The sequence below is a fragment of the Enterocloster sp. 210928-DFI.2.20 genome (genome assembly GCF_020554465.1).
Taxonomy (GTDB): domain Bacteria; phylum Bacillota; class Clostridia; order Lachnospirales; family Lachnospiraceae; genus Enterocloster; species Enterocloster bolteae.
The window spans coordinates 70,920-91,274 of the sequence record NZ_JAJCHK010000006.1 but is presented as its reverse complement, the minus strand read 5'-3'; the positions used below and the strand labels follow the sequence as shown (position 1 = coordinate 91,274).

The following is a 20,355-nucleotide window of genomic DNA, read 5'->3' as shown; positions in this document are numbered from 1 at the left end:
GAAGCGAAAATAAAAAAGGTAAATACAGAAAGGCTGCGATGAGATTTAATTCATCGCAGCCTCGTTACGTTCTGAGTTCAAGGGACAGTTGGTCGAAATCACTGGGATTATCTTTTGGTTTATCAAGAGAAGTTACTTTTTTTAATATTTCGTTTTGTGTTTTGTTATATTCTTCCTTGGCCCGTTTGAGGATAGCCGCTTGACCTTCCCGGTATGTGTTCTGGAACCAATAAATGAGCAGCGATTCATCTGAAGTCAGCAGCTTGGTGACAGATGCCCCTGCCTCGTCCGGGCGCAGCGCTGCGGCAAGAGGCGTTTCCAACGGAATGTCGAAAATGGAATGGACGGAAGTGCCAAGTGCCTTTGCGATGGATTCCATGTGAACCATTTTATCCTTTTGATTTTCTCCGTTTATGATTCTCTTTAAAGTGCTGGCAGGTATGTGTGTCTCCTTTGATAAGGTTGCCTGGGTCATGCCCTTTAAATTCATAAGTGCAATCAGTTTCTCGTTTCTCACAGTACGTCCCCGTTTCCTGGTAATCCCATATGATATATGTCTCTAACCCCGTAGTATTGCCATAAAATACCTCTTATGGATAATTCTACCATATAAATGAAGATTCTTCAAGAAACGACATTGATTTAAGGATATTTTTTCTCATGATATTTTTTCTCGCAAATTTTTCGGTCTGTTTTACCTTGCGAAGTTTTTTCTCATAATGTTCAGTGCGGTTATGATGTACGATTTATTCTTACATAGAGGGAGCTGTTCCTGTATGAATTTTTGTTACATATTCTTTCAATTTCTTTAAATCCATGGACAGCGCCGCTTAATTTGTTTACAATAGACGGGCTGGTCAAAGGCTGGCTGCATTTAAAATACACAGGAGACCAGAATTTATGTCTAAAGATACCAAAAAAAATATAAAAGGGACTGACAACAGAAAAAATACAAACAGTAAAATTCCTAAAAACTTAAAAACACAGGACAGGCAAAATGCAATGAAGCGAATCAGTAAGACCAGGCAGGCAAAGATGCGGGAGGAGGAAGTAAAGTCCACTCTGAAGTTTGGTGTGAAACTGGTTTTGGTTCTGGCAGTTGTGATTGGATGTGCACAACTGTTTTTTTATGGAAAGAATGTGATGGCGGACAGGAGCAATGGTCCCGCTGCCTGGATAGCGGCAGAAAGCAGTCAAACAAAGGACAATTCGTCCGATTCATCCGGTTTATCAAAAACAGGAGAACCGGAGAAAGAAGAACAGGAAGAGACAGCAGGTCCTGAAACAAAAGAAGGCATAACAGGAGGTCTGGCTTCCAAAGAAATACAAACAGGAGAACCGCCGTCCGGAATCGTCCTGGAGCCGTTTCTGCCTGATTCTGAAAAGGGTCAGCAGCAGACACCGGAGACCATTGCACCCTTCGCGGTCTCCAGCGATGGACCGGGTAACGTGGTGCAGGCAGCACCGCCTTTAGGAGAAGCGTCTTTAGGCCCGGCAGGCGGCGGAAATGAGCTGTTCCCTGTTTCCGGGCCTGCGGACGCCTCCAAGCCCATGATTGCATTTACCTTTGATGACGGTCCTTATTACAGTGTGGACAGCAGAATTCTGGACACGCTTCAGGCTTACGGGGGCAGGGCTACCTTTTTTATAGTAGGAAGCCGCGTTAATGACTACAAGGACACTCTTAAGAGAATCCGGGATTCCGGGTCCGAGATAGGAAACCATACATTTAACCACAAGAATCTGGAAAAAATTTCTCCCGAAGAAGTGACCTCCCAGATTGAGATGACCAACGATGCGGTGGAGGCTGTAACAGGTTTCCGGCCAAAACTGGTACGTGTGCCTTACGGCGCCTTTAAGGGCCAGGTGCCGGGCCTGGTATCTTACCCCATGATTCAGTGGAACATAGATACACAGGACTGGTCCAGTAAGGATAAGGATGCCATTGCAGCCTCTGTGCTCTCCCAGGCAAGGGATGGGAGCATCATACTGATGCACGACCTTTATTCCGCCACGGCTGAGGCATTTGAGACGGTCATCCCCCTTTTGGCTGCCCAGGGCTACCAGTTTGTTACGGTCAGTGAGATGTATGCGGCCAAAGGAGTGCCGCTGGAGGCTGGTCAGGTCTATTTTAATATTCCTAAGGGTTGATGATTAGAATACCTTATTAACTTCCACAGGAATCAGCGCGCAGATGAGGATTGTAAATCTTTTCTGCCGGCAGTTAAGTTCCGTGGAAAGTTTTTCTTGACACGAACACCGTGTCGTGCTTTATACTTAATTTAGGAGAAAAGTATAAACACTATGGAACAAATGCAGACTGTCAGCATGGTATCAAAAAATTAATCCCGGAGACAGCTCGGTTTTCAGGGGAAGCTGAGTATGGAGTGGGGCCGGAAGCCACCGGTATGATTGAGAAATTTGTTTACGAAACGGAATTGCTGAAACTAAAACCCGATGCCAGAGGGATGGGATTTGATTGTTCCAGAGCAGATTTAAGAGTGGAAGCCGGAGCAGCTCCCACCGCATATGAAGCATGGGTATCAATCCCTGAGGATATGGAAGTTAAGCCGCCTCTGGTTAAAAAAACGTTTGGCGGCGGGATGTATGCTGCCCATGTATTGAGGGACTGGAGTTTTCAGGATTGGCGTTTGCTTCAGGAGTGGGCCAGAGAAAGCGAAAGATACGAAGAGGCCGGCGGTCCATGCTTTGAGGAAATATTAAATTATTACAACCTTATGAATAATGGGGCGAAAATGGAAGATACACAGATTGATCTGCTGCTGCCTGTTAAGGAAATGATAAAGTAGAGGACGCAGGAAAAAGTACAGGCATTCTTTGCTTTTAGTCCAGAGAACAGTTTATAGCAGCAGGAGGATTTACATATGGAACATTTCAAATTTGACTTATATGCCTGACGCATGTGATGCGTATTTTATTTATGGCGTAATCTTAGGGTGAGACACCGCCATATTTCCATTCCTGCCACACAACGGATGGGATTGATTACGGAGGATGCAGCAGAAAAAGCGGCTGCCTTGAACAGCAGGCAGGGCTGGATGGGGATATTCGTCTGACTAATTTGTATTTAAGAAAGGGAAAGGATAATGGCAAAGACTTCATTTAATGAATTTCTATTGGCAGTTGCGCCGGAGCATCGTGTATTTGTGGAGAAGCTGAATGACAAACTTTTGAAACAGGGGTGTGAACTTGTAATCAAGGAAGTCAAAAGCGGATACACTGCCACATACCAGCTGGAGAAGAAAACCGTAATGAATTGGGTGTTTCGCAAGACCGGTATCTGGGCACGCATTTACGGAGATAATGCCGGCAGGTATGAGGAGGTCATTGCCGCTCTGCCTGCCCACATGCAAAAGAAAATGGCGGCTTCCCGTGATTGCAAGAGACTTATTGACCCTGATGCATGCAGTGATACATGCGTGAAAGGTTTCGTCTATTCTCTGAATGGAGAGACACAAAAAAAATGCCGTAATGACGGAATGCTCTTCCTTCTGACAGAGGAAACAGCAGAGTATATTGCCGGGCTGATCTGTGCTGAGGCTGCTGCGCGTAAGCCGGCTTTGCAGCAGCTGAATCGTTAAGAACGGCATATAGATTAATTTACTAATTGTCAAGTATATCCCTCCTGCTATTGGCTTATCCTAAAAGCGGTTATCATAATATCAGTTATCATAATATCATGAGTTTTCTGCAATGTATTAGAAAATTTTACAATATGATATTTTTTCGCCTGTATATATGGTAAAACGAAAGAACAATCAAAGCTTCGGCTTTACAAGCATTACAAGCCCGCATATATTGCGGGCATTGGCGTATTAACAAGGGTGGAGGGGAATTAACGAGAGCATCGCAGGTTGAACACACTGTCACAGATGGAGCACGTTTTCTGTTTATAGGCAACAGCCATACATTTACCAATGATTTGCCGGGTACATTTTGCGAACTTGCTTGGACAAGAGAAGGCTGGTGAATTGCAGACAGTGGCCTGGAGTTATATGCAGACACAGCGAAGGCTGAAGAAACAGAACGGGCTGACGGCAGTTAGACAGAGTTTTATCATTATATTTCAGGAATGCGGGACTGATTAAAAAGATATGATTAAAGGGATAACCAATTCTAACTAAAGGTATAGAGGAGCAGTTGATATGATAACGATACGAAATGAAGAAGAACGTGATTACAAGGTCGTTGAAGAAATTACGAGAAAGGCATTTTATAATCTATATATACCGGGATGTGCGGAACATTATCTGGTTCACATCATGCGCGGACATGAGGATTTTATACCAGAGCTGGATTTTGTGATTGAACTGGACGGACAGGTGATTGGGAATATTATGTATACAAAAGCCCGGCTGGTTGATGAAGCCGGAACAGAAAAAGAAATCCTAACCTTTGGTCCGGTCAGTATTGCTCCTGAGTATCAGAGAAGAGGGTACGGAAGGATGCTGATTGAGCATTCCTTTGAACAGGCTGTTCTGCTTGGCTATGATGTGGTTGTCATACTGGGAAGTCCGATGAACTATGTGGGCTGCGGTTTTAAAAGCAGCAGGAAATTGAATATCTGTATGGAAAATGGGAAGTATCCGGCTGCGATGATGGTGAAGGAACTGGTCCCCAATCAATTGGACGGCAGAAAATGGTTCTATTACGACAGCCCTGTTATGGCAATCTCTGAGGAAGAAGCACAGGAATATGATAATACCTTAGAGAAAATGGAAAAGAAATATCAGCCGAGCCAGGAAGAGTTTTATATTATGAGCCATGCTTTTATTGAGTAAGAAACTAGGTCCGGGCTATCAGTCACGAAGTAGTGAACCAAAGGTTATGCCGTGAAAATGCATATGGTAAAACGAACCGTGGAAGAGTGACAGCCTGAAGCTTTCGTATGAAAATATGGATTGCTTTATAAGGGAAGTAAGGGAAGCAGGGTAAAATAACAAAACAGGAAGACTCATATCGCATGAGTGCTTATAATGAAATTAATCATATGAAATGAAACTACTGCCGAATGGTGTTGCTTAATACTGTGAAATGCCTTATAATTAGGCATTGTGGCATAATGTTTTAACCCGTGTTATATAGTTGGGGTAAAAAATGTCGTAATTAAAATAAAGGGGCCTGATTTTCTTTGAAAAAGGGGTGAAAAAGGAGCAGAAAAGAGCAAAATAAGGACCTGAACTCCGGCTCTTTTCGATTTGGACCGGCCCTTGCTACAAGCCAAAAATACTGTGTAAACAGCACAATAAATAAGGAAAAACCATGAGAAAACTAGCTTTAAATGATGAGATATTACTAAGCATTCAACAACCCGCCCGCTATATCGGAGGCGAGGTAAATATGGTGATTAAGGACCCTGAAAAAGTGGATGTCCGCTTTGCCATGTGTTTCCCGGACGTGTATGAAATCGGTATGTCCCACCTGGGCATTCAGATTCTGTATTCCATGTTCAACAGCAGGGAGGACATCTGCTGTGAGCGCGTTTACTCCCCGTGGACAGACTTAGACCCCATACTCAGGGAGAAGAAGATACCGCTATTTACCCTGGAAACCCAGGAGCCGGTAAAGAATTTTGATTTTCTGGGAATCACTCTCCAGTACGAGATGTGCTACACCAACGTGCTTCAGATTCTGGACCTTTCACAGATTCCGCTCCATACATGCGACAGAACGGAAAATGACCCCATTGTTATCGGAGGCGGGCCCTGCGCATACAATCCGGAACCGCTGGCTGACTTTTTTGACCTGTTTTATATCGGAGAGGGCGAAACCGTATATTTTGAGCTTATGGACCGCTACAAGGAGAATAAGAAGGCCGGCGGCACCAGAAAGCAGTTTCTGGAAATGGCGGCGGAGATACCGGGCATCTATGTGCCTGCTTTTTATGATGTGACCTATAAGGAAGACGGTACCATTGAATGTTTTCTGCCGAATAATGAACATGCCATGCCGGTGGTTACCAAACAAGTGGTAACGGACATGGACAGTGTGGGATATATTGAAAAGCCGTTGGTGCCATTTATCAAAGTGACCCAGGACAGGGTAGTGCTGGAAATTCAGCGGGGCTGTATCCGCGGGTGCCGGTTCTGCCAGGCCGGGGATGTGTACAGGCCTCTCAGAGAGCACAGCCTGGAATATCTGAAGCACTATGCCAGCGACATGTTAAAGAGCACGGGCCATGAGGAGATATCCCTAAGTTCCTTAAGCTCCAGCGATTACAGCCAGTTAGAGGGCCTGGTCAATTTCCTTATTGACGAATTCAAGGGCAAAGGCGTGAATATATCCCTGCCTTCCCTGCGCATCGACGCATTTTCTCTGGACGTCATGAGCAAGGTGCAGGATGTGAAAAAGAGCAGCCTTACCTTTGCGCCGGAGGCGGGTTCCCAGAGACTTCGTGACGTCATCAATAAGGGGCTGACCGAAGAAGTGATACTGAAGGGAGCAACAGATGCCTTTGAATCAGGCTGGAACCGGGTAAAGCTGTATTTTATGCTGGGTCTGCCCACGGAGACAGTGGAGGATATGGAGGGAATTGCGCTGCTTTCTGAAAAGATTGCGGAAGCCTACTATGATATCCCCAAGGACCGGAGAAACGGAAAGGTACAGATTGTAGCCAGTTCCTCCTTCTTTGTGCCAAAGCCCTTTACACCGTTCCAGTGGGCCAGGATGTGTACAAAGGAAGAATTTATTGAGAGAGCCAATATCGTCCGGGGCAAGTTCCGCGAGATGAAAAACTTCAAGAGCCTTAAATATAACTGGCATGAGGCGGAGCTTACCGTGCTGGAGGGCGTGCTGGCCAGAGGCGACCGCAGGGTCGGGGCCGTGATAGAAGAAGCCTACCGCACAGGGGCCATCTATGACTCCTGGTCTGAATATTTTAAGAATGATGTATGGATGAAGGCCTTTGAGACCTGCGGCGTGGATATCGGATTTTATACCACCAGGGAGAGAAGCCTGGATGAGGTATTCCCGTGGGATTTCATTGATGCTGGCGTATCAAAGGAATTCCTGATCCGTGAGTGGAACCATGCCGTGAAGGAAGAAGTGACGCCTAACTGCCGTCAGAGATGTTCAGGCTGCGGAGCCAGGGATTTTGGCTGCGGCGTCTGTTATGAAACCGTAAAGGAATAGGATAAATGAAAATTCGGATTAAATTCAGAAAATATGGAACAATGAAATTCATCGGTCACCTGGACGTGATGCGTTATTTCCAGAAGGCCATACGCAGGGCGGATGTGGATGTATGTTACAGCGGAGGATTCTCCCCTCATCAGATCATGTCATTTGCGGCCCCTCTGGGAGTGGGAAATACCAGCAACGGGGAATACGTGGACATAGAGGTGTCCTCCACCAAAGATTCGGAAACCATGAAGAAATGTCTGAACGGGGTGATGTCGGAAGGCTTTGAGGTCGTAAGCTACAGAGGTCTGCCGGATGACGCGGCCAATGCCATGTCCATAGTCGGGGCCGGGGATTATACCCTGGCCTTCAGACCGGGATACGAGCCAGAGGACATGGATAAGGAAACGTGGTTTCAGGGGCTTATTGCCTTTTTTGAGCGTCCCAGCGTCATGGTGACAAAGAAAACCAAGCGCGGTGAAAAGGAGATGGATCTAAAGCCCCTGGTTTATGAGCTCAGAATCTGTCCTGAGGGGGATGGCGAAATGGAAGGCCCCCGTCTGTTTATGAAAATATCCGCAGGCAGCGCTGCCAATGTGAAACCGGAACAGGTGCTGGATGCGTATTACGGGTTCCTGGGAAAGGAGCGGCCGCCCTTTGCCTTTATGGTACAGAGGGAAGAAGTATATGCGGACAGGGCCTCTGATGCTGAGAAGGAAGCCGGTATTCACTCCTTTATCTCTCTGGAACAGCTGGGTGAGGAAATCAGATAATGGACAAATTAGTAGTGACCCGGCGGGGGGATAAGGTCTGTACGGCCGTGGTATCAGACGGAAAGGTAAGCCAGCTGATGCTGGAGCCGGATACCGCCGACTCCCTGCTGGGCAATATTTATATCGGCAAGGTGCAGAAGGTGGTAAGCAATATCAATGCCGCCTTTATTGACATAGGACCGGGATGTACCGGATATTACAGCCTGCAGGAACGGTGGAAGCCGGAACGTCTTAAGACCGGCGACGAGCTGGTGGTGCAGGTCAGCAAAGATGCTGTGAAATCAAAGGCCCCGGTGGTCACGGAACGTCTGTCCTTTACGGGGCGGTACTGTGTGCTGACTGTGGGAAAGACCGGAATCGGTTTTTCCGCGAAAATACGTGATGCCTCCTACAAAGCCAGGCTTCGTGAACTTCTGGAATGTGACCTGGCAGGAACTAAGGACCTGGGCGTTATTGTCCGGACCAACGCAGTTACGGTGGAGGAATGTGCTGTGCGGGAGGAACTGGCTGAGCTGATGCGGACATGGCAAAGGCTTTCGGCGGAAGCTGGGTGCAGAGTCTGCTACAGCTGCCTTTACAGGGCGCTGCCGGGCTATATAGCGGCTATACGGGATTCCTTCGGCGGGACCCTGGAAGAAATTATTACAGATATTCCTGAGTACCACAGGGAGCTGAAGGCATATCTGGAAATGTGCCAGAGGGAAGACGCGGGACGCCTGACCCTTTATGAGGACAGCCTTCTGCCCCTTGGCAAGCTTTACAGCCTGGAAACTGCTTTTGAAAAGGCACTGGGTAAGAATGTATGGCTGAAGTCCGGGGGATACCTGGTCATAGAGCCCACAGAAGCCATGACGGTTATTGATGTTAATACAGGGAAGTACTCAGGCAGGAAAAAGATGCAGGACACCATATACAAGATAAATATGGAGGCTGCGGATGAGATTGGACGGCAGATTAGGCTGCGCAACCTTTCCGGTATCATCATTGTGGATTTTATTGATATGGAGAGGGAGGAGGACAGGAAGGCCCTTCTTGCCCATTTAGTAGAAGTTGTTTCGAGAGACCCGGTAAAGACCACGGTGGTGGATATGACGGCTTTGAACCTGGTGGAGCTCACCAGAAAGAAAGTGAGAAAGCCGCTCCACGAACAGGTCTGAATATGACAATACACAGGGGATAAAGGGGAAGAAATATGAAAATCATAATTGTAGGCTGCGGTAAGGTGGGAACCACACTGGCAGAGCAGCTGAACAGGGAAAACCACGATATTACACTGATTGACTGCGACAGCGAAGCGCTCCAATCCATTTCAGACAGTACAGATGTCATGAGCGTTACCGGAAACGGGGCCGTGTACCAGGTGCAGATGGAGGCGGGAATCAAGGAAGCGGATTTGCTGATTGCCACCACCAATTCAGATGAGCTTAACATGCTCTGTTGTTTGATTGCAAAGAAAGCAGGCAACTGCCATACCATTGCCCGTATCCGCAATCCTGAGTACTCAGCGGAAATCAACTATATCAGGGAAGAACTGAACCTTTCTCTGGCCATTAATCCGGAGCTGGCTGCCGCCAGGGAGATTGCCAGACTGCTTCGTTTTCCCAATGCCATCAAGATTGAGCTGTTTGCCAAGGGCAGAATTGAGCTCCTCAAATTCATGATTCCCAAGGATTCCATTCTGGACCGCATGAAGGTAATGGACGTGGTGAGCCGGTTAAAGAGCAATGTGCTGATCTGCGCCGTGGAGCGCGGGGATGATGTGGTGATACCGGACGGCAACTTTGAGATGAGAGGCGGAGATAAGATATCCTTTATTGCACCCCATGCAGACTGTGCTGATTTCTTCCGCAAAGCGGGTATCGAGAACAACACGGTTAATTCCGCCATGTTTGTGGGCGGAGGAAAGCTGACCGTGTATCTGGCCAAGGCCCTGGCTGATACCAAGATAAAAATTAAGATTATTGAGCAGGACGAGGAGCAGTGCAGGATCTTAAGTGAGCTTCTTCCTCATGCAATGATTATACACGGGGATGGTTCGGACCAGAAGCTGCTGCTGGAAGAAGGTATCCGTCAGACGGAAGCATTTGCCTCCCTTACGGGGTTTGATGAGGAAAATATACTGCTGTCCTTATATGCGGCCAGCCAGTCCAGGGCCAAGCTGATCACCAAGGTTAATAAAATAGCCTTTGAAAATGTAATCAACGCCCTGAACCTGGGAAGCGTCATATACCCCAAGATGCTGACAGCCGACATCATCCTGCAGTATGTAAGGGCCATGCAGAACTCCATGGGCAGCAACATAGAGACTCTGTATAAAATCGTGGCCGACAAGGCCGAAGCGCTGGAGTTCAGGGTAAGGGGAGATTCGCCTGTGCTGGGGATTCCGCTGGAGAAGCTGAGGACCAGGAATAATCTGTTGGTGGCATGCATCAACCGCAACGGCCGCATTATCATGCCCCGAGGCAAGGATACCCTGGAGGCAGGGGACACAGTCATCATTGTGACCACCCATACAGGGCTTAATGATTTGAAGGATATCTTAATGTAAAGGCGGGCGGGACGACATGAATCGAAGTATAATCATTTATATGCTGGGCTGGATCATGAATATGGAAGCCATTTTCATGACACTGCCAGTTGTTACAGCTGTTGTCTACAGGGAAAGCATTGGCTTTATTTATCTGGGCGTTGCGGCTGTCTGCGGTCTGCTGGGATTTATGTGCACCAGGAAGAAGCCTTGCACAAAGATGTTTTTTGCCAGGGAAGGATTTGTGACGGTTTCCCTGGGGTGGATTGTATTGAGCTTTTTCGGGTGCATGCCCTTTGTCATAAGCGGGGAGATTCCCCATATCATTGACGCCATGTTTGAAATCGTATCAGGTTTTACCACTACAGGGTCCAGTATTATTCCCAAGGTAGAGGATATGTCACATGCCACCCTGATGTGGAGAAGCTTTTCACACTGGATTGGCGGCATGGGAATTCTGGTGTTCATCCTGGCGATTCTGCCCATGGCAGGGGATTATAACATGCATATTATGCGGGCCGAGAGTCCGGGCCCTTCCGTGGGAAAGCTGGTGCCTAAAATCCGCATTACCGCCAAACTGCTGTACTCCATCTATTTTTGCATGACCATTGTCATGATGATCCTTTTGCTGCTTGGAAAAATGCCCTTATTTGACAGCATATGCATGAGCTTCGGGGCTGCCGGTACAGGAGGCTTTGCCTGCCGTAATTCAGGGCAGGCGGATTACACGGTGTACCAGCAGGCTGTCATCACTATTTTTATGCTGCTCTTTGGCGTGAACTTCAATGTGTACTACCTGCTGCTCATACGCAGGCCCAAGGATGCGGGGCGGTGTGAGGAGCTGAGGGGATATCTGGCTGTGGTGGCCATTGCCATCCTGCTCATCACCATCAATATCAGGAGCCTGTTCCCGTCCCTGTTTATGGCATTCCACCAGGCGGCGTTCCAGGTTTCCTCCATTATCACCACAACGGGATACTCCACCATTGATTACAACAGCTGGCCGGAGTTTTCCAAAACAATCCTGCTGCTCATCATGTTTATCGGCGCCTGTGCCGGCAGTACGGGCGGAGGCATGAAGGTATCCCGTGTCATGATTGCGTTTAAGGAAATAAAAAAGGAGATGGCATCGGTTATCCACCCCCGCAGCGTAAAGGTGCTGAAGTTTGAGGGAAAGCCTCTGGAGCATAATACCCTCAGGTCCCTTAACGCTTATATTATTGTGTATTTCATGATATTCGGCATATCCACCCTGATTGTGAGTCTGGACAATTATGATTTTATGACATCCTTCTCCGCAGTGGCCGCCAACTTAAACAACATTGGTCCAGGAATGTCTGTGGTGGGTCCGGCATCCAACTATTCCATGATGTCCTATCTGTCCAAGACCGTGCTCATATTTGATATGCTGGCCGGAAGGCTGGAGCTGTTCCCCATGCTGGTTCTTCTGTCTCCGGGAACCTGGAAACGCAGTTGAGATTTGTGAAAAACAAGTGAAAAAACAGTGACTTTTATTGACGAATCCGGGCCGGCGGGGTATGATTTCCATAAGAAATTTATGATGGTACGCCTTTGGCGTGTATGGAAATCACCGTGAAGGAGGAGACGGATTGGTAAGATGTATAAAGGGCTTAAAAGGCATAAAGGGCGCCGGCGCCCTGATTCTGGCGTTCTCCCTGACGTTTGCGTATCCGGCTGTATCATGGGCCGTTGAGACGGAGGCTTCGGAAGGCACAGTCACCTATGGACCGGGAAGCTATGTCGTTGGCGAGGATATTTTGCCGGGAGAATATGCGGTTTTTACGGAGGACACATCGGAACAGAACGCCTATTCCACCTGTACCATTACTTTATATAAGGATGATACGGATGAGCGGCGCATTGGAACCTTCCAGTTTCAGCACCACGGACTGATTACCCTTTACAAAGGACAGCATCTGGTAATCACAAAAGGGTACGCGGTGGAGGCGGACCGGGCGGGCATCACCCTGGGAACCACCGGTATGTACAAGGCTGGCCGGGATATGGAACCGGGTACATACCGCATCACGCCCCTTACCTTTGGCAGCGGGTATTACGCCCTTTATAACGACGTGAGATATTATTATGATTATATAGATGAATACGCCGCGCTGTTTGAGCCGGTCACGGTCAACATCGCAGAGGGACAGTATCTGGAGCTTTTTGATGCCGGGTCAATCGAGCGGGTGTCTGACTGAATGAGGCCCGTAAAAGTGACAAAAAAATGACAAAAAAATATGAAAATTCCGGTTGACATCGGAAAAGGAAAATGCTATGATATACCAGTATGCCGCACAGCGGGGTTGTAAGAGTCTGCCAGTATTCCATGGAAGAAAGCAGGTCACCGAAGCTGGCGAGTAATGATAATAGGAGGTGCCTTTCATGTACGCGATTATAGCAACAGGCGGAAAGCAGTACAAGGTAGCAGAAGGCGATGTCATTAAGGTAGAGAGACTGGGCGCAGGCGCAGGCGAGACCGTAACATTTGACCAGGTGCTGGTTGTAAATAACGGCGAGCTGCAGATTGGATGCCCAACCGTTTCCGGCGCAACTGTTACAGCAACAGTTGAGAAGGAAGGTAAGGCTAAAAAAGTGATCGTTTACAAGTATAAGAGAAAAACTGGCTATCACAAGAAGAACGGCCACAGACAGCTCTATACCCAGGTGAAGATTGAAAAAATCAACGCTTAATTGTAAATGATATGATTAAAGCAACCGTATTCAAGAATTCCACAGATTCAGGCAATGCTGTTTACACAGGGATTGTGATGGAGGGACATGCCGGTTATGCCGATGAGGGTGAGGATATCATCTGCGCGGCGGTTTCGGCTCTGGCTCTTAACTTTTTCAATTCAGTGGAGGCATTTACGGAAGATGGATTTGAAGGCGGGGCGGGAGAGAGCGGTTTGTTTGAATTCCGTTTCACTTCAGATATAAGTCCTGAATCAAAACTCCTGATGAACTCTCTTATTCTGGGACTTCAGAATATTGAGAGGGATTATGGGAAATCATATATTAACGTGAAGTTTAAGGAGGTGTAACACATGTTAAAGATGAACCTTCAGTTATTCGCTCATAAGAAAGGTGTTGGTTCTACCAAGAACGGTAGAGACTCCGAGGCCAAGAGACTTGGCGCTAAGAGAGCCGACGGACAGTTCGTACTGGCTGGCAACATTCTGTACAGACAGCGCGGAACCCACATTCATCCTGGCAACAACGTAGGCAGGGGTGGCGATGATACCTTATTTGCTTTAGTAGACGGAGTTGTTAAGTTTGAAAGAAAGGGCAGAGACAGAAAGCAGGTTTCTGTATACCCAAGGGCAATCAACGAATAATTTCGAAGGGCTCCATACTTAGCGTATGGGGCTCTTTTTCACACCACAGGAGGTACTGTGTATGTTTGCCGATAGCGCAAAAATATTTATTAAATCCGGTAAGGGCGGAGACGGCCATGTGTCCTTCAGACGCGAGCTGTATGTTCCCAACGGCGGTCCTGACGGAGGTGACGGCGGCCGTGGAGGCGATGTCATTTTCCAGGTAGACAAAGGAAAAAATACCCTGGTAGATTTCAGGCATGTGCGTAAGTATATTGCAAAGGATGGCCAGGAGGGCGGAAAGAAACGCTGCCATGGAGCGGATGCCGATAACCTGATTGTGAAGGTGCCTGAGGGAACCGTGCTTAAAGATTTCGAGACGGGTAAGGTCATTGCCGACATGTCAGGTGACAACCAGAGGGAAGTCATCTTAAGGGGCGGCAGGGGCGGTCTTGGAAATATGCACTTTGCAACATCGACCATGCAGGTGCCCAAGTACGCGCAGCCCGGGCAGCCCGGTGCCGAGCTGTGGGTGCAGTTGGAGCTTAAGGTCATTGCGGACGTGGGCCTGGTGGGCTTTCCTAATGTGGGAAAATCCACGCTGCTGTCTGTTGTCAGCAACGCAAAGCCGGAGATAGCCAATTACCATTTTACCACCCTGAATCCCCATTTGGGCGTGGTGGACCTGGGAGACGGAGCCGGGTTTGTCATGGCTGATATTCCGGGCCTGATTGAAGGCGCCTCTGAAGGCATCGGCCTGGGACATGCGTTCTTAAAGCATATTGAGCGCACCAAGGTCCTGGTCCATGTGGTGGACGGCGCTTCCGTGGAGGGCAGGGATCCTCTGGAGGACATAAGGACCATTAACCGGGAGCTGGAAGCCTATAATCCGGAGCTGTTAAAGCGTCCCCAGGTGATTGCCGCCAACAAGATGGATGCGGTGTATGCAGAAGAAGACACTGAGATTATACTTGACGAGCTGAGAAACGAATTCGAGCCAAAGGGAATCAGAGTGTTCCCCATATCCGCTGTCAGCAGACAGGGAGTGAAGGAGCTTCTGTACCATATTAATGACCTGCTTAAAACAGTGGATGATGCGCCTGTTGTGTTTGAGAAGGAATTCGAGGTCCAGTACCAGGGCGACAGAAACCTGCCTTATACGGTTACCAGGGCAGATGACGGAGCTTATGTGGTGGAAGGTCCCAGAATCGACAAGATGCTTGGATACACCAATCTGGATTCTGAGAAGGGATTTGATTTCTTCCAGAAGTTCCTTAAGAATACGGGAGTTCTGGACGACCTGGAGAAGGCCGGCATAGAGGAAGGCGATACGGTCCGTATGTATGGGCTGGAGTTTGATTATTACAAATAGAAGGAGTTATTATGACAAGCAAGCAGAGAGCCTATTTAAAAGGCCTGGCTATGAACATCGATCCTGTGTTCCAGATTGGTAAATCCAGCCTTACGCCTGAGATTACCCAGGCCGTGGACGAGGCACTGGAAGCAAGGGAACTGATTAAGGTGACAGTGCTGAAAAATTGTCTGGACGACGGCGGTTCCATCGCGGATGTCCTTGCAGAGCGCACACACTCACAGGTGGTACAGGTCATTGGCAGGAAAATCGTTCTTTACCGTCCTGCCAAAGAGGAAAAGAAACGTAAGATTGTGCTGCCGGAGAAATAGACAGGCAGGTATCCGGTAAAGGTATGTGAAGAAGGGATTTGTTTGGCAAAAATAGGAATATTGGGCGGCACCTTTGACCCCATCCACAATGGTCATCTGCGGCTGGGCAGGGAAGCTTATGAGCAGTTTGGACTGGATGCAGTCTGGTTCATGCCCACAGGAAATCCGCCCCATAAAAAAGATCATAAAATCACTGAGGGAGAGATGCGTGAGCGTATGGTTAAACTGGCCATTGCAGATACTCCCTATTTCCTGTATTCGGATTTTGAACTAAGGCGTAAGGGTAATACCTACACCGCCCAGACCCTGTCCCTGCTGCGTGAGGAATATAGGGAGGACGTGTTCTATTTCATCATAGGAGCAGATTCCCTGTATCAGATCGAACAGTGGTTCCACCCGGAGCTGGTCATGAAGCTGGCAGTGCTTCTGGTGGCCGGGCGTGCCTATCATGATGACCACCAGCCCTTTGACAGGCAGATTGAATACCTGACTGCCAGGTATGGGGCAAAGATTTACCCCATCCGCTGCCGTGAGATGGATGTGTCCTCGGAGGAAATAAGGGCATCCGTGTCTGACGGACATTCCATCCATGGATTTGTGCCGGATGCAGTGGAAGAATATATTAAGGACCATGGACTGTACGGTGGCGGCGTCAAGACCCCGGTCCTGGCCGGCAAAGGAGAATGAATGTATGGAAAACCAATGCAGCCAGATTATGTTATACAGGAAAAGCCTTAAGAGAAAGCTGGCGCCCATGCGCTACGAGCATTCTCTCAGCGTGTCATACACCTGCATGAACCTGGCCATGCGTTACGGCTGCAGCCTGGACAAGGCAGAGCTGGCCGGACTGATGCATGACTGCGGGAAGCGGTATTCGGATGATATCATATTGAAGAAATGCCTGAAACATGGTCTGGAAGTGACGGACGCGGAGTACAAGGCCCTGCCTGTGCTCCATGCAAAATACGGGGCATGGCTGGCGGAGCACAAGTACCAGATTACGGACCGGGAAATACTGGATGCCATCGGCTGCCACACCACAGGCAGGCCGGAGATGACGACTCTGGATAAAATCCTCTATATAGCGGATTATATAGAGCCCAGGCGCTACAAGGCCGATAATCTGCCAATGATAAGGCGGATGGCGTATGAGGATCTGGATGAGACCATGTATGCCATATTGGCGGGAACTTTAGATTACCTGGAAAAAAAGGGCGGAAGTATTGACCCCATGACAGCCCAGGCATATGAATATTTTAAGAAAGTGAAGGGAGAACGCGATGAACTCAAAGGAAATGGTGAAACTGGCATATCAGGCTCTCAGCGATAAAAAGGGAGAGGACATTAAAATTATTGACATCCAGTCCGTATCAGTTCTGGCAGATTATTTTATAATCGCTGACGGCAGCAACCCCAATCAGGTGCAGGCCATGGCTGATAATGTGGAGGAAATTCTGGAAAAGGCAGGCTGCGAGTGCAAGCAGATTGAAGGCTACCAGAACGCAAACTGGATTCTGATGGATTACAAGGATGTGATAGTCCATATCTTCTGCAGGGAAGACAGATTGTTCTATGATTTGGAGCGAATCTGGAGAGATGGAAAGACATTTGTGGATGTAAATGAGCTGTAATGTGTAAGAGTTGGAAATGAATGAAAATGAATTAAATCCAATGAGGGACGGATATATGAGGTCTGGAATGATAAGACCTTCGTATATCCGTTTTTTATTGGAGTTCTTTCATCCGGGTTTCACTTTAAATGATAATTGGATGGTGTAAGTATGTAACGCTTTCATTGACAATTACTTATAGCAATGTCTTTCTGTACATGTTATTATAATAATAAAAAAGAGCGGAATACTGAGTGATTAACAGCAGGGTTTTTACGGAGGAGGATGGACGGATGGAGAAAGTGTTGGAATTACATCAAATTATTTACGGTTTATTCGCAGCACAAATTGAATTTGGCACCTACGGATATAAGGACCCGCTGCCTAAAATGGAAGATGTCAGTCACTGGTTTTCTGTTTCTCTGGATACAGTGAAAACTGCTTACCATCAGTTAAAAGTAGAGGGATATATTACTTTGACTAAAAAAGCGGGGGCCGCCGTGGCCATACAGTTTCAGAGGACAGAGCTGGAAAGAAATATCGAGACTTTTTTTTCTCTGCGTAAGGATGCAGTAATGGATTTGTGCCAATCTTTTGGCCCGCTGTTCAGCCGCGCCCAGTGGTACGGCCTGAAAAGCGCGGGGCCTGAGCAGCTAAACGAATTAGAGCGTCTTTGCTCACAGCCGAAAATACTTAGACCATATGTTATGGTTCAGCACATTCGGCTAATCTATGGATCACTCAACAATGACCTGCTGTTACGGCTTATATGGCAGGCATTCCTTTTTTACCAAGCTCCATTTTTAAGCCTGCCGGCAGATTTGGTGGCTTTCGAGGACAGCGACGATCCCTTGCTCGATATGATTAGTCTTTGTCGCCAAAAGGATTGGAAAGGGCTTTGGGAAACTGTGGCATCCTGCCAGGAACAGATTACGTCCGCAATCAATTGGTTTTATGCGGACCGCATTACCATGGAGCCGCCTGGGGAACCTGTTTCCTTCCATTGGAGCGCCTATCAGAGTACGTCTCAGTGTTGCTATTCCTTAGCGATAGATTTACTCAAAGGAATACGCCTGGGCTATTTTGCACAGGATGGATATTTGCCATCCCCTGCAAAAATCGCGAAGTATGAGCGGGTATCTACCATAACTGTCCGCCGTACCCTGACACTGCTCAATCAGCTGGGCGCCACTCGGTCTGTCAATGGGGTTGGAACCTATGTTCTAAGTATGGAGGATAGTACGAAGGACTGCGATTTTTCTCAGCCTGTAATTAGAAAACGACTTCTGGACTTTGTACAGAGCTTGCAGATTCTGGCTATGACATGCGGATCGTGTGCTAAGAGTGTCGGTATAAACCATTCCGCTGTTGAACTGTGGAAAGAACGGTTGGCATATATAAAAGATAATTTTCGGTATGAATCGGTAGTATATGCTTCTCTTGAAATAATTTCCCTATTTGCCCCCAATCAGACAATCAGGAAAATATATGATCAATTACTTCGTGTTCTGCTTTGGGGCTATCCTCTGCGCAGTATGCACGGTTCCAGGGAGAAAATCAATGAATTTTATTTTCCTTATGTCAACGTTCTGCTGGATAGCTTAGAACGCTGCGATTGGGACAGATTGGCTGCAGAGTTGGAGGACCTGTTATTTTATGAACTCGATTTTGCAGCATTCCGCCTGAATGAACTGGATATTAGAGAAGCAACCAGTCTTGTGATTGTAAGGCATGGAGCGTAAGTGTCCATAAAAGAGAAGATTAAGCAGCTCTTCTCCATATAGAGCGCTGAACCCTTTTAGGTTTCGGCGCTCTTTTTTGAACAAGGAATGACTTGCTATTTTTTTAATCGCATGTTAAACTAAAACAAATAAAGATGTTTATGATAAAGGTGGGAACATGAAATTAAGAAAGACCTGTTTTCAAGGGTCTGCTTTGTAACGTCATTTCAAAGGGGCAACAATTGACAAGCCGGCACAGATATAGTGTGCCGGCTAAAAATAGTTTCTAACAGTTATTTGTACTGAGCATAGATATATTGGTCTGTTTCATTGGTCCATATAACTCCGCTAATCCGGTTTCCTAACTTTGAGGGATTATACAAGTTCTGCTCTTGCCAATGAGAGAACTTTTTTCCTTCCAGGTGAGGTGCTCTGTCCGCCTTGGGCAGGGTATTGAGTGTATTCTTTAAGCTGACAACGCCTTTTCTGGCATTTTTAGGTACTTCGAATTCTGCAAATACATCACCTGGATCGTCCGGGCTGGAGCCGGTCATGAAATATAAAGTAACGGTATTGCTTTCAGCCTCAGCGGGAGCAGTCTCTTCCGGGGCAGTCTCAGCGGGAGCAGTCTCTTCCGGGACAGTCTCAGCGGGAGCGGTCTCTTCCGGGACAGTCTCAGCGGGAGCAGTCTCTTCCGGGGCAGTCTCAGCGGGAGCGGTCTCATCCGGAACGGTCTCAGCAGGAACGGTTTCTGATTCACCTTCATTTAGCAGGGTTTCAATCACACAGTCTACTTCAGTCAGAGAGAATCGGTTATTGGCCGCGTAGCGGATCTGGTTGTTGCCGTCCAGAATAATAGTCACGGGCACAACATTTGACGTGGTACTCAAATTCAGTTCAGAATAATCGACATATTCCCACATGGAAGTCTGATTTGGATAAGATGTGGGACTGAAGAAAATCTTGTCACTGACCTGGCTGAGACCATATCCTGCAATCATGTTTTTGATATCATTCTTAGAGGATTTGATTGTGTCGATGAACTCAATTTCCACATTTTCATGGTTTAAGTAATCACTGTTTGTCATTGACTGGATTGCGTTGACACTGGGAGAACAGTTGTGAGAGAAGAACAGCAGTACTTTGGCCTTTGTGGTATCCTTAAGGATATAATTGGCCCCCCAATCTTCACCGGTGTAAGGCTGGAATTCATTTTCATGCCAGTGGTTTCCGTAAGAAATGGTCTGACATGTCTGTGCTGAAACTGGAACGGCCGCAGAGATGCATAATAGTCCGGTGGTCAGAATGACGGTTGCCCATTTTTTTTGTCGCTTTTTCATATTACCTCCTAAGATATAGTGTAGTTTTGTTACAAAATAATTATATTACTGCAGGCGTTACGGATGTGGGATAAAAGTGTGATGAAAAGGATGTGAAAGTGTTGCAGAAGAGTGAAAAATAAAAATAATTACTTTTAAGGCATGAAGAAACGATTGACATCATGGAAAAAAAGTGTATATAGTAAGGACTATTAGATTAAAATGATAAAATTTTTTAGCGGAGGGA

Annotated in this window: 21 protein-coding genes; 19 read left to right on the top strand and 2 right to left on the bottom strand. The window is 47.3% G+C overall.

The genetic code is table 11. The features are described 5' to 3' along the window. Positions 1-64 precede the first annotated feature (64 nt). The gene (locus tag LI015_RS08095) at positions 65-517 is read right to left on the bottom strand and encodes a helix-turn-helix domain-containing protein (RefSeq protein ID WP_054354861.1); all 453 of its coding nucleotides are present in this window, start codon (positions 515-517) and stop codon (positions 65-67) included. Between the two features lie 383 nt (positions 518-900). Here LI015_RS08095 and LI015_RS08090 point away from each other — a divergent pair, with 383 nt between their 5' ends. The 19 genes from LI015_RS08090 (at position 901) to LI015_RS08000 (ending at position 18,810) form a co-directional block, all read left to right on the top strand. Then, positions 901-2,151, top strand: coding sequence for a polysaccharide deacetylase family protein (locus LI015_RS08090; protein WP_319638721.1), 1,251 nt, complete (start codon positions 901-903; stop codon positions 2,149-2,151). Positions 2,152-2,408: 257 nt separating this feature from the next. Beyond that, the gene (locus LI015_RS08085; protein WP_227124513.1) at positions 2,409-2,810 is read left to right on the top strand and encodes an effector binding domain-containing protein; all 402 of its coding nucleotides are present in this window, start codon (positions 2,409-2,411) and stop codon (positions 2,808-2,810) included. A 297-nt stretch (positions 2,811-3,107) separates the two neighbouring features. Beyond that, positions 3,108-3,602, top strand: a complete 495-nt coding sequence (locus tag LI015_RS08080; RefSeq protein WP_002567603.1) for a hypothetical protein — start codon at positions 3,108-3,110, stop codon at positions 3,600-3,602. A 564-nt stretch (positions 3,603-4,166) separates the two neighbouring features. Next, positions 4,167-4,802 (top strand): GNAT family N-acetyltransferase, encoded by a 636-nt coding sequence (locus LI015_RS08075; RefSeq protein WP_002567604.1) that lies wholly within the window; start codon positions 4,167-4,169, stop codon positions 4,800-4,802. A 481-nt stretch (positions 4,803-5,283) separates the two neighbouring features. Continuing rightward, entirely contained in the window at positions 5,284-7,152 is a 1,869-nt protein-coding gene (locus LI015_RS08070; RefSeq protein WP_002567605.1) for a TIGR03960 family B12-binding radical SAM protein, read from the top strand. A 5-nt stretch (positions 7,153-7,157) separates the two neighbouring features. Further along, positions 7,158-7,913, top strand: a complete 756-nt coding sequence (locus LI015_RS08065; RefSeq protein WP_002573631.1) for a TIGR03936 family radical SAM-associated protein — start codon at positions 7,158-7,160, stop codon at positions 7,911-7,913. Continuing rightward, positions 7,913-9,070 carry a ribonuclease E/G gene (locus LI015_RS08060; RefSeq protein WP_227124511.1) on the top strand — a complete coding sequence of 386 codons (1,158 nt, stop codon included), beginning with the start codon at positions 7,913-7,915 and terminating at the stop codon, positions 9,068-9,070. The genes LI015_RS08065 and LI015_RS08060 overlap by 1 nt, the downstream gene beginning before the upstream one ends. A 35-nt stretch (positions 9,071-9,105) precedes the next feature. Beyond that, positions 9,106-10,461, top strand: a complete 1,356-nt coding sequence (gene trkA / locus LI015_RS08055; protein WP_227124509.1) for a Trk system potassium transporter TrkA — start codon at positions 9,106-9,108, stop codon at positions 10,459-10,461. Between the two features lie 16 nt (positions 10,462-10,477). Beyond that, the gene (locus tag LI015_RS08050; protein ID WP_002567609.1) at positions 10,478-11,917 is read left to right on the top strand and encodes a TrkH family potassium uptake protein; all 1,440 of its coding nucleotides are present in this window, start codon (positions 10,478-10,480) and stop codon (positions 11,915-11,917) included. Between the two features lie 133 nt (positions 11,918-12,050). Next, on the top strand, positions 12,051-12,659 hold the full coding sequence (locus LI015_RS08045) for a hypothetical protein (RefSeq protein WP_227124507.1): 609 nt from the start codon (positions 12,051-12,053) through the stop codon (positions 12,657-12,659). 184 nt (positions 12,660-12,843) lie between these two features. Further along, positions 12,844-13,152, top strand: a complete 309-nt coding sequence (rplU, locus tag LI015_RS08040) for a 50S ribosomal protein L21 (RefSeq protein WP_002567611.1) — start codon at positions 12,844-12,846, stop codon at positions 13,150-13,152. Positions 13,153-13,163: 11 nt separating this feature from the next. After that, positions 13,164-13,502 carry a ribosomal-processing cysteine protease Prp gene (locus tag LI015_RS08035; protein ID WP_054354862.1) on the top strand — a complete coding sequence of 113 codons (339 nt, stop codon included), beginning with the start codon at positions 13,164-13,166 and terminating at the stop codon, positions 13,500-13,502. 3 nt (positions 13,503-13,505) lie between these two features. Continuing rightward, positions 13,506-13,796 (top strand): 50S ribosomal protein L27, encoded by a 291-nt coding sequence (gene rpmA / locus LI015_RS08030; RefSeq protein ID WP_002567613.1) that lies wholly within the window; start codon positions 13,506-13,508, stop codon positions 13,794-13,796. Between the two features lie 61 nt (positions 13,797-13,857). Further along, positions 13,858-15,147, top strand: a complete 1,290-nt coding sequence (obgE, locus tag LI015_RS08025) for a GTPase ObgE (protein ID WP_002573634.1) — start codon at positions 13,858-13,860, stop codon at positions 15,145-15,147. Positions 15,148-15,158: 11 nt separating this feature from the next. Continuing rightward, entirely contained in the window at positions 15,159-15,458 is a 300-nt protein-coding gene (yhbY, locus tag LI015_RS08020) for a ribosome assembly RNA-binding protein YhbY (protein WP_002567615.1), read from the top strand. A 42-nt stretch (positions 15,459-15,500) separates the two neighbouring features. Beyond that, positions 15,501-16,145, top strand: a complete 645-nt coding sequence (gene nadD, locus LI015_RS08015; protein WP_002567616.1) for a nicotinate-nucleotide adenylyltransferase — start codon at positions 15,501-15,503, stop codon at positions 16,143-16,145. A 4-nt stretch (positions 16,146-16,149) separates the two neighbouring features. After that, the gene (gene yqeK, locus LI015_RS08010) at positions 16,150-16,788 is read left to right on the top strand and encodes a bis(5'-nucleosyl)-tetraphosphatase (symmetrical) YqeK (RefSeq protein ID WP_002567617.1); all 639 of its coding nucleotides are present in this window, start codon (positions 16,150-16,152) and stop codon (positions 16,786-16,788) included. After that, positions 16,739-17,089, top strand: a complete 351-nt coding sequence (gene rsfS / locus LI015_RS08005) for a ribosome silencing factor (RefSeq protein WP_002567618.1) — start codon at positions 16,739-16,741, stop codon at positions 17,087-17,089. The genes yqeK and rsfS overlap by 50 nt, the downstream gene beginning before the upstream one ends. Positions 17,090-17,361: 272 nt before the next feature. Next, positions 17,362-18,810, top strand: coding sequence for a GntR family transcriptional regulator (locus LI015_RS08000; protein WP_054354863.1), 1,449 nt, complete (start codon positions 17,362-17,364; stop codon positions 18,808-18,810). A 272-nt stretch (positions 18,811-19,082) separates the two neighbouring features. On the opposite strand, the gene LI015_RS07995 is transcribed toward LI015_RS08000, so the two are convergent. Beyond that, the gene (locus LI015_RS07995) at positions 19,083-20,129 is read right to left on the bottom strand and encodes a hypothetical protein (RefSeq protein WP_227124505.1); all 1,047 of its coding nucleotides are present in this window, start codon (positions 20,127-20,129) and stop codon (positions 19,083-19,085) included. Positions 20,130-20,355 lie beyond the last annotated feature (226 nt).